This is a genomic window from Zhenhengia yiwuensis, assembly GCF_014384995.1.
Taxonomy (GTDB): Bacteria; Bacillota; Clostridia; order Lachnospirales; family Cellulosilyticaceae; genus Zhenhengia; species Zhenhengia yiwuensis.
The window spans coordinates 1-8920 of record NZ_JACRSY010000060.1; the positions used below are offsets into that span (position 1 = coordinate 1).

15 protein-coding genes are annotated in these 8920 nt (G+C 34.5%); 1 reads left to right on the top strand and 14 read right to left on the bottom strand.

Annotated elements, in window-relative coordinates; genetic code table 11:
* Positions 1 to 132 precede the first annotated feature (132 nt).
* The 8 genes from H8718_RS18925 to H8718_RS18960 form a co-directional block, all read right to left on the bottom strand.
* On the bottom strand, positions 133 to 291 hold the full coding sequence (locus H8718_RS18925; protein WP_249334538.1) for a hypothetical protein: 159 nt from the start codon (positions 289 to 291) through the stop codon (positions 133 to 135).
* Entirely contained in the window at positions 281 to 682 is a 402-nt protein-coding gene (locus H8718_RS18930) for a phage tail terminator family protein (protein ID WP_249334540.1), read from the bottom strand. Before H8718_RS18930 ends, H8718_RS18925 begins: the two co-directional genes overlap by 11 nt.
* A 10-nt stretch (positions 683 to 692) precedes the next feature.
* Entirely contained in the window at positions 693 to 1172 is a 480-nt protein-coding gene (locus tag H8718_RS18935; RefSeq protein ID WP_249334542.1) for an HK97 gp10 family phage protein, read from the bottom strand.
* 17 nt (positions 1173 to 1189) lie between these two features.
* Positions 1190 to 1546 (bottom strand): hypothetical protein, encoded by a 357-nt coding sequence (locus H8718_RS18940; RefSeq protein ID WP_249334544.1) that lies wholly within the window; start codon positions 1544 to 1546, stop codon positions 1190 to 1192.
* Between the two features lie 3 nt (positions 1547 to 1549).
* The gene (locus H8718_RS18945; RefSeq protein ID WP_249334547.1) at positions 1550 to 1906 is read right to left on the bottom strand and encodes a head-tail connector protein; all 357 of its coding nucleotides are present in this window, start codon (positions 1904 to 1906) and stop codon (positions 1550 to 1552) included.
* 31 nt (positions 1907 to 1937) lie between these two features.
* Complete coding sequence (locus H8718_RS18950) at positions 1938 to 2156, bottom strand: Rho termination factor N-terminal domain-containing protein (RefSeq protein WP_249334548.1); 219 nt, start codon at positions 2154 to 2156, stop codon at positions 1938 to 1940.
* The gene (locus tag H8718_RS18955; protein ID WP_249334549.1) at positions 2125 to 2811 is read right to left on the bottom strand and encodes a P22 phage major capsid protein family protein; all 687 of its coding nucleotides are present in this window, start codon (positions 2809 to 2811) and stop codon (positions 2125 to 2127) included. The genes H8718_RS18950 and H8718_RS18955 overlap by 32 nt, the downstream gene beginning before the upstream one ends.
* A 197-nt stretch (positions 2812 to 3008) precedes the next feature.
* Positions 3009 to 3602: a DUF4355 domain-containing protein gene (locus H8718_RS18960; protein ID WP_249334550.1), complete on the bottom strand. Its 594-nt coding sequence runs from the start codon at positions 3600 to 3602 to the stop codon at positions 3009 to 3011.
* 241 nt (positions 3603 to 3843) lie between these two features.
* Here H8718_RS18960 and H8718_RS18965 point away from each other — a divergent pair, with 241 nt between their 5' ends.
* Positions 3844 to 4065, top strand: coding sequence for a hypothetical protein (locus H8718_RS18965; protein ID WP_249334551.1), 222 nt, complete (start codon positions 3844 to 3846; stop codon positions 4063 to 4065).
* 219 nt (positions 4066 to 4284) lie between these two features.
* Here H8718_RS18965 and H8718_RS18970 read toward each other — a convergent pair whose 3' ends face one another.
* The 6 genes from H8718_RS18970 to terL form a co-directional block, all read right to left on the bottom strand.
* Complete coding sequence (locus tag H8718_RS18970; RefSeq protein WP_249334552.1) at positions 4285 to 4923, bottom strand: hypothetical protein; 639 nt, start codon at positions 4921 to 4923, stop codon at positions 4285 to 4287.
* A gap of 30 nt (positions 4924 to 4953) precedes the next feature.
* Positions 4954 to 5352: a hypothetical protein gene (locus H8718_RS18975; protein WP_249334553.1), complete on the bottom strand. Its 399-nt coding sequence runs from the start codon at positions 5350 to 5352 to the stop codon at positions 4954 to 4956.
* Between the two features lie 65 nt (positions 5353 to 5417).
* On the bottom strand, positions 5418 to 5582 hold the full coding sequence (locus H8718_RS18980) for a hypothetical protein (RefSeq protein ID WP_249334555.1): 165 nt from the start codon (positions 5580 to 5582) through the stop codon (positions 5418 to 5420).
* Positions 5560 to 7107 (bottom strand): minor capsid protein, encoded by a 1548-nt coding sequence (locus tag H8718_RS18985; RefSeq protein ID WP_249334556.1) that lies wholly within the window; start codon positions 7105 to 7107, stop codon positions 5560 to 5562. Before H8718_RS18985 ends, H8718_RS18980 begins: the two co-directional genes overlap by 23 nt.
* On the bottom strand, positions 7091 to 8482 hold the full coding sequence (locus H8718_RS18990) for a phage portal protein (protein ID WP_249334558.1): 1392 nt from the start codon (positions 8480 to 8482) through the stop codon (positions 7091 to 7093). The genes H8718_RS18985 and H8718_RS18990 overlap by 17 nt, the downstream gene beginning before the upstream one ends.
* Before the next feature lie 12 nt (positions 8483 to 8494).
* Positions 8495 to 8920 (bottom strand): phage terminase large subunit (terL, locus tag H8718_RS18995; RefSeq protein ID WP_249334561.1); only part of this gene is annotated, 426 nt, incomplete at its 5' end.

Consider the following 8920-nt stretch of genomic DNA (forward strand, 5'->3'; position numbering starts at 1 on the left):
CCCATTTTAAGGCTAAAGGCATTGTCATAATCCCTCTATCAGCTAAAGTACCAAGTGGCTTACCTGCACTTTTAAAGTTGATGTATGCACCTGGTCTTACCTTGTTCTGAACAGTAAATGTACCTCCCGCCATTATCTCACCTTCCTTTTCTTTTCCTTTTTTAATAATTCTTTAACTTCTTTCATGGTGTATGTTTTGTTTGCTTCTAGCAACACCTCTAAAATATAACGTTCTTCTTGTTCGAATTGTTTACTATCTAAGAACTGATCTTTTGTAAATTTACTTTCCATAAACATGTTCCTCCAATCGGTTCATCTTTGGATATTGCTTCGCCTCTTTCATTAAATGCACTTTATAATCAATAAAAAAATGAAGTACCCTATCCGATACCTCATGCTTCATGTTTTTACCCTTTATTTTAATGGCTTCTAATACTTCCATTTGCTCATAAAGATTGTTAGCCATCTCTTCAGCATCCTTATTGCTTGTTGCAAAGTAATGGATATCTATACTCACTTCATGGATATAGCGTCTATCTAATTGTTGCGCTCTTGAGCCATCCAATACCTTTACAAAAAAGCTTGGCTCTTCAAAACCTTGTGGGACTGATTCACCATAGATAGGTATATCGGGATATAACCCATCTAACTGTTTAATAACTTCTTGCCTTATATCAAGCATCATCCACCTCCTAGTTAAACAGTTGTTTTAGGACTTGTATCGTATGTTTATCTGCTATTTGCTGCATAGAACGTTCAACCTCTTTCATAGAAATCGTCAGCATAAAGCGCCCCTCTACCCAACCTTTATTATTACGTTTACGGTGTCCATACTCAACAAAGGATGCGTATTCTACGTTGTTATAGATAAGGATAAAGTGCGTATTACCATTCTTCCTTACGCCTGTAATGTACCAACCTTTTCGTAGTGTGCCACCTACATGCCCATCATATCTTGCCTTAGCTCTTTTGACGTTTTTGCCTTTATTCTTTCCCGTTTTAAGCGTGTATTCATAGGTTCCATAATCACCTACAGGTGTTCTTTTTTTAGTTTTAGCGAGTACCTTATTACCAACTTCTTTCAAGATAGCTTCTATAAGTTGTTGACCGACTTCATTCTTAACAGCTTCTTCAAAGTTCTTAGCCATCTTTTCAAAAGCTTTATAATCCATCTTACCCCACTTGGCCATTATGCTTTACCTGTTTCAATAAGATTGATTTCTTGATGTGTAGAATAGACTGCTGGCAAACCACTCGCTTCAAGCTTATAGGTTCTGCCATGTTGCACAACTGTTATCTTACTTCCCGGTTTAACTTCTACCTCTGGTGCTAAAAATAACTTAACCGTTTGACTGGCTTCTGCATGAACAGAGCCTTGCTTCGCATGAGCGTTTGAACTATGTGATAAAGCACATGGCTGATTTTCAACAACAATGGTTTCTTGAGTCGTTGTTTCTCCATCTACCTTTATGCTTTTCATATTCTTAATGGTACAAATCGCTTCATAAGTTTTTTCTAAGATTTTTCTTTGTAGGCTGGTATTCATTACTTACATCACCCTAACCCTTTTATCCTTAAACTTGTCCAAAATCTGTACATCTTCAACAGTCAAGCGCTCTTTTGTCGTGAGCATGTTGATAGTCGTATCACCTCTAGAGACAGATTTAACTTCTTCATCCCATTCACCTATAACACCAGTTGCACCACTTTTGATATAAGCTACAACCTTTCTCTTTACAAAAGGCTCCAAAGCTCTCGGTAGTTCTTTTAAACTACAGTATTCTAATACTTCTACTACTAAATCTTCAATTTCTTCTTTGATTAAGGCATCTTGACTTGTATCTTCTTCTTGAATTGTTAATCTCGCTTTAACACTTTTAAGTAGCTTATCAATAAGTTCTTTCAATACAATCCCTCCTTCCCAAAAAGGCCACTCATTACTGAGTAGCCTCTAATACTTTAATGAGTTCACTTTTTGTCATTGAAGAATAGCCTTCTATCCCTTTCTCCTTACACAAAGCTTTTAGCTCTGTAATTTTCATTGTTTCATAAGAGACAGATACTAATGAATAATTTTCTTGATTACCATCTGTGTCATCTAAGACTGCTACTTCCAGAGTAGCATTAAAAGGGATCGGCTGGCACCTTACATGCATAAATAGAACCTGCTTTGTTTTTTAAGATAAATGCATCATAGTAAACACGCCCTTCAACCAATGAGCCTGAAATACCTGGTACATCGGTATGAATTTTATACTCAGCTAACTTAACTGGTCCTACTGTAGCGGATTGGTGTGTAATAATAAAATTAACTTTTTCACCTAACCTAGAAGAAGGTACCTTTTTGACTGGCATACCATCTAACATAGCCACAACACCCTTTAATCTCATATCAGCACCAACTTCTGTATCTAATACGATAGCTTTTGATTGCTTCATGAGTTTATAAGTTGTTGGATTAACTACGAGTACACGCCCTTCTATTGGAACTTCTTTATCATCTAACACTTCTGTAGCTGTTGTAATCTCATCGTAAATATTTTCAGCTGTTAATACGACTTCTTTCTTAACCCCTGCATTTGTTGCAATTTCTGCTAAACGATAAGTATCAATTTCTGGGACAACTACTTCTTTAATCTGTCTTGCTAAAGCTTTGGCCGCATTAAGCGCACCTGCAGTCTCATCTTCATTCATTTTATCAATAGTAAATGTAAATGATCTATCCTTTCTCATAGTCATCTCTTGCGCTGATGCATCAAGTTCTGTTGGTGTTCCATAACGGTTACTACCACTTCTTGTATAGTCTGTCATAGCTGATGTGCTTATGCTATAAACATTTACTGTCTTAGCTCCTACAAAATCATAGTCATGATTAACTAAGTCTTCTGTTTTTGCTAATTCTTTGAATCTCTCATCTACCTGCGTTGCGTATTTTGCTGCATAATCAATTGTTGCAAAAATTGAAGGTTAAATTTTAATTTTGCTTTCATTATGTATCTCTCCTTTTCTTATAACCCTAATCCTTTTAAGAACGGGTCATCTGCATTTGGTTTTTGTTGTTCCCCAGCTCCTGGAATCGTTGTTTGTGTTCTTTCAGCCAATCTTTTTTCCACTGCATCTGAAAATACCTTTTTAAAAATATTAATGTTGGCCATAATGTCTTCCGCTTTCTCTACACCAGCCATAATCATGTCACAAAATTCACTAGGTAAGTCTTCTGCTGCTAATGTCTTAAGTGTTTGATTTGTAAGGCGCTCTCTTTCAAACTCACGTTTTTGCTTCTCAAACTCTTCTTTTTGTTTCTCAAAGACAGCCTTTTCTCTTTCTGCTGCACTAAGCTTTGCAAGACGTTCAGCCTCTTGTTTTTCTGCCTCTAACTTCTGCTGATACTCTTTCTCCCACTTCTCTTGAGAAGTTTTTAAAGCCTGTGTTACACGTCTATCAATTTCTGATTGAAATTCTTGTTCTGTGTAAGTCTTTTCCTGTTGCTCACTTGGTGATGTAGACTCTGTTGTTGGTGGCTGTTGTGTTGCTGGATCTCCTTCTCCTGGTTCTGCAAAAAATTGCAAGTTAAACTGTAAAGCTTTCTTATTTAATTTCATTTCTATACCTCCTATGCCCTTCTGTGAGTTCATTTAAGCCCTCTATGAAGTTCATTATGTATTTTTACTTGAAACAGTTTAATGCCTTATTTCAGGGCATATAAAAAGCACCCTGTTAAGAGTGCCTGTTATTCATTACATAATCTTCAATATTATGTTTTTGAGTATTAATTTTGGATTGATATAATACCTATATCAGCTCTGCCAAGCTGAAATATAAAACAAAAGTGAGGTGATTATTATGAGCCTAGAACAACAAGTTTTATATGAATGTTATAAGAACTACCAAAAAGGAGTCACTAAAACAACTTTGTATTATCAAAACTTTGCAGCCGATAAAATTATGCGTTCCCTTTTATCTCATCTCGAAGATGAAGGTATACTAGATATTCACGGACAAGCTATTGGAATGGCTATTTGTAGCTTGACCGATTATGGAATATCTTATTGCGAATCCTTTTAACCCTTCGGGTTATTTCAAAACATAACAATTTAGGTAGTTCTGGTATACTTCCAGGACTACCACATTGTGGTCCTTTGCGCTCGCTTGTGCTGACTTCTATATCATAAATACCTTTAAATAATCCTATTCTAAATGTAATAATATAGGTTTTATCATTAACATTAATAGAAATGAACTTCAATCGAGTATCTATTTTAAATATCTTCATTATTTTCACCTCTATTTTAAAATACTTGCAAGTATAAAAGCCATTTCTTCTTTGGATAACTTATATTCATCTTTTTCATTAGGTAATTTGATTTTTACTTCTGGAGTTAGCTTAACTAGCTCATCTTGTTTATCATCATACTCTCTAATTTCAACGATATTGTCAGTTTTGATATAAATAGCTTTTCCACCTACAGTGTGAAATCCTGCAAAATCTAACTCTGTAATAATATCCATCGCTTCTTCTAGTGATTCTACTACTATTCTCTCTTGCTTGATTTCTTTTCCACACTCATAAATGAGTATATATGTAGGTTTATCCTCTACCTGCTTTTCATCTTCCTCAAAAAATCCTTTGAATGAAGCCATTTCTTGCTCTATTTTTTCAGCAAGCTTTTTCGCAATAGTATCAATATCAACTTCTCCACTACAACATACTTTAGGACAGAATTCTTTTGTAGGATACGATAATATAACCTTTGTTTTACCACTACTTTTTTCAAAGTATGCTTCTTCAAAATAGTTAATCAGTTCTTTATCTTGTACTTTACTAAGTTCATCTATCAACTTTCTAACAAACTTTTCTTTTGCTATTCCCTTGTCTTCTGCTTCTTCCATGCATTCTACCACTATACTAACAATATCTTTCATATAATCAGCTTCCTCCTATACTCAATTTATCTATTTTAATGGGATATACATCATATCTTGAACCACTTTGATTCCGTCAGACTGTACAATAATACTTGTATGTGAATCGTAACGCTGTCTAATGATAGCTACTAACTGTTCAGCTGTATCTTTTAATTCCATCATTTCTAATCTTTTTTCATCGTGCTCTTGTGCTTCTTTAAGCCTAAATTTTAACTCTTCATTTTGACACTGAAGAATTTCATTTTCTTTTTTTAATATTTTAAGTTCAGAAATTATGTCATTTCCATTCTTCGAATATTTTTGTTCTAATAGGCTATCTAATGCACGCATTACTTCAGTTGGTGTTTTTCCTATAATGTCATCGATATTAACCACTATACTATTTTCGTATGATATAAAGTCTTTTTGTCCTACTACTTCACTCATTGTAACTCCTCCTTAATTTGGGGTATAAAAATAGCACCTACTCATTTTCTAAGTAAGGTGCTATTTTAATTTTCATGGTATTGGCATGCTCTACAAATTTCTTTCCAATTTTCTACTTCTGTAATATTGTCTGTTAATGCACTTTCCTTTAGACATCCGTCACAAACATCTACAATTGTTACACATTCTCCAATATCTATTTCATGATTAAGAATCGGACATTTTATCATTGTCTACAACCTCCAATATCTTTTTAAACTTTTCATCATATTCTTCACTTCTATAGGCAGTGCTTACTGTCTTGGTGTTTAGATTTACAACTGAACAACCCTTTTTAGATACATAAACTGTAACCTGTCCATTCCATCTGCTATATGCTACTTGGGCCTCATTTATAAATTGTTGAGCCATGGATTTGGTAACCCCATGTAATCGCTCACTATTAATATGAGCTTCTGCATATTCAAATTGCTCTATGTTAATTCTTTGTATGTTTTTAATAGGAATCCCTTTAATATGTAAGTTAGCCGACTCTTGAACAATTTTATTGAATACATTTTCAACCTTGAATTTATCTTTTAACCCTTTCCACTTCTTATCATCAGTATACTTCAACTCTTGGAACTCATCAAGAGACCTAGGAACTTCTTTACCTAAGACTTTCTTATAGTTTTCATACTGTTTTTTATCAGCATGTCTATTTTTGTGTTTCTTCTCTGCTAACAACTCATCCGGATTACCTTTAACATATTTATCATACCATTCATGATACTTCATATCCTCTGGCACATAATAAACTTTACCTTCATGGTCTCTAGCTATACGTTTACCATAGGATTCTTCATCCCCAAAATATGGGACTGTCGTACTTCTACATCTACAATGTAGTGGTGGATAGTTTAGCCACACAACCTTCTCACTGAGCTTAAATGTCTTCCCATCCATATCTCTGCAAATTTGAGATGTTCGAGTATCGAGTGTTGCTAAGTATTCATACTCTTCAACACCTGTCTCTTCATATCCTTTAAAAGTTGCTTCTCCTGCTATGTATGCGTGTTCTGTTTGAATAATATTAGCTGCTCTACTATAACCTACTCCCATCTTCTTATAAAATGTCTTGATTACCTTATCTATACGATCTCCACGTATAAAAGCTTGGGATAATGCTGTCTCAAGCTCTCCAAGTAATAAATCTTTATTATTCCAAACTGTACTGCTAAAGTGCCCCCATTTCCATGGCTTTGATACAATCTTTTTTACTGCATCTTCATTGAATAGGGCAAAATTGGTACCTATTCCAGTACCCTTCTGAATTTCATAGACTGTTTGATAATATGTATCAGCAAAAGTATCTGTTAGCAATGCTCCTAATTCAGTATTAAGGTCACTATACAATGTTTCTAATTGTGCTCTTATTTGCATCTCTAAGGCTTTTAATCTACTTACCCTACTCTTACTATACATACTTTCTATTTGGTCGATAAACTCTTCATCCAGCGCCATTTTTCGATACTCTTCAAGAGATACTTCCCACATTTCTTTTTCAGCTTTTGATAATAGCTTTCTAGCTGTAGCCATATCTACACCTTCAGCATTAGCATACCTGGCATAGAAGACTTCTAAATCCCTTTGTATACTTGCCATAGCTTTTTTGTACTGCAACTCTAAGGTTTCTATATAGTCATCTGCCCTTTTGTTTTGAGTAGTTGCTATATTTTCAAGACGCTTCTTCCAATACTCACTGCTCTTGGCCATCTATATCACCTTCTTGCTCTGGATACGTAACACCTTTTTGAATCTCTTTCTCTTCTTCTTTCTTGAGCTTTTCTATTTCAGCTTTAGGGTCTGGAACAATATCACTCAGTAATGTTAATCTTGTCTCATGTGAAACATCTTGAGATAGGTTATTAAACATTTCTACAAGTTCTTTATTATTTTTAGGGATATTACGTGTAAATACAGGTTCAATCACAGTGTAATCATAAGTTGGCAAATTCTTATTAATAACTTGATTTTTAAATGATAAAGTGTTAGCAATCAACTCATTTCTTCTTGCTAATCCCATTCTAAAAGATTGCTCTTTAAAGCCTGTTAAAGTCTCAAGGCCCAATAGCTTATACTTCATAGCTTCACCAGACACATTGCCAGCAAAGTTTTCATCTGTCATAGGTGGGACCATTGAGAATTTATGAATATCTCTATCAAGGCGATTTTTATAATTCTCTGTGGCTGTATCGTTAATATTCTTAATAAGCCATTCAGCCTTACTGCCATTCTCTGGAAAGATTAACATCCTATTTTCTTTCATATCAACATCTTCATTATCATTAGAATCTACTGGCCCCTCAGTACCATAAAACGCAAGATAAGCATCTGTAAAATATTCGAAATCATTCGCTGTATCCGATTGAGCTTGGTCATAAGAATTGATAAGATGTATAACCTTTTCAAAATCACCAATACCTTCTTCATTATTTTCATAGATACATACTGGTACATCATTAAAATGATGTTCTACTGAATCTGTTGTCTTTATTAGATTATCTTCACCATCACGCTTAACGTAATAAGTCACTTCTTTTTGTCCATATACTTCTACATATGTATCACTTTTACCTGTTTCAAAGTTCTTTAAATCATAATAACGTATTGCATACAATGGTGCTTCTTCAAGTGTGCTATCCACAATATATACGACTTCATAGGGCTTGATTGCTTTATACCGTGTTTTCTTGCTTGTATCTGTATAGAGCAACTCAAAACTATAACCAGCTATACTTGCATACTTAGCCAAGGTAGCATTATGTTTAGGCTCATCGTTATACTTATTGATACTCTGAAGTTCATCATAAAACTTTTGAGCCTGTTCATCTGCCTCTACTGTATAAGTAATAGGCTCCCCTACAAAATACCCTGTAGCTAAATTCGTAATATAGGCAGCATAGGGATGCGGTAATTTATTATTAGGCTTATCACTATCTTTCATCTTACGATTTAAAATACTGTTATGATTCTCATAGTATTCAAAGAGCTGCATAACCCTCGTTTTCTCGGCTTTATGACTTTCCATAAGACTCTCTATTAACTTAGGTGTCATTTCGGTGCCTTTAGGCATTTTATACTTAAACAACTTACTCACCTCCTATAATCCTCTTGGCTTCTTCATGACTTTAACTTTATTACCCTTATTGAATAACAAGGCAATTTCACTACAACAATCTGGTGCATCATCATGTTCATTCTCTTTAAAGTTAGCCAAGAACATTGACATAGCCCCATAAAAACTCTTCCATCTTGTATCCCAGTCTGTGGGAAATAATAAGTTATTCATAACCCACATATCTTGACTTAATATCTTGCTCTCTTTATTGACCGATTGATGGAATGAATCTATATTGCAAACATAATTAAAGTCTTCTCTTAATATCCTCTTTATGTTTCTACAAATCACATCACCTGCACCATTACTTTCAATTCGAGCCTGCCTTACTTGATTTTCTGATAGCATTTTAGCTATTTTAGGCTCTGCTACTGCCGAGGTTGCATCTGAATAATAAACATCAAGGAC

Coding starts and splice junctions, on each gene's coding strand:
- H8718_RS18940 (WP_249334544.1), bottom strand. CDS start 1,546: ATGAATACCAGCCTACAAAGAAAAATCTTAGAAAAAACTTATGAAGCG.
- H8718_RS18965 (WP_249334551.1), top strand. CDS start 3,844: ATGAGCCTAGAACAACAAGTTTTATATGAATGTTATAAGAACTACCAA.
- H8718_RS18975 (WP_249334553.1), bottom strand. CDS start 5,352: ATGAGTGAAGTAGTAGGACAAAAAGACTTTATATCATACGAAAATAGT.
- H8718_RS18980 (WP_249334555.1), bottom strand. CDS start 5,582: ATGATAAAATGTCCGATTCTTAATCATGAAATAGATATTGGAGAATGT.
- H8718_RS18955 (WP_249334549.1), bottom strand. CDS start 2,811: ATGACAGACTATACAAGAAGTGGTAGTAACCGTTATGGAACACCAACA.
- H8718_RS18950 (WP_249334548.1), bottom strand. CDS start 2,156: ATGCATGTAAGGTGCCAGCCGATCCCTTTTAATGCTACTCTGGAAGTA.
- H8718_RS18985 (WP_249334556.1), bottom strand. CDS start 7,107: ATGGCCAAGAGCAGTGAGTATTGGAAGAAGCGTCTTGAAAATATAGCA.
- H8718_RS18960 (WP_249334550.1), bottom strand. CDS start 3,602: ATGAAATTAAATAAGAAAGCTTTACAGTTTAACTTGCAATTTTTTGCA.
- H8718_RS18930 (WP_249334540.1), bottom strand. CDS start 682: ATGCTTGATATAAGGCAAGAAGTTATTAAACAGTTAGATGGGTTATAT.
- H8718_RS18970 (WP_249334552.1), bottom strand. CDS start 4,923: ATGAAAGATATTGTTAGTATAGTGGTAGAATGCATGGAAGAAGCAGAA.
- H8718_RS18925 (WP_249334538.1), bottom strand. CDS start 291: ATGGAAAGTAAATTTACAAAAGATCAGTTCTTAGATAGTAAACAATTC.
- H8718_RS18935 (WP_249334542.1), bottom strand. CDS start 1,172: ATGGATTATAAAGCTTTTGAAAAGATGGCTAAGAACTTTGAAGAAGCT.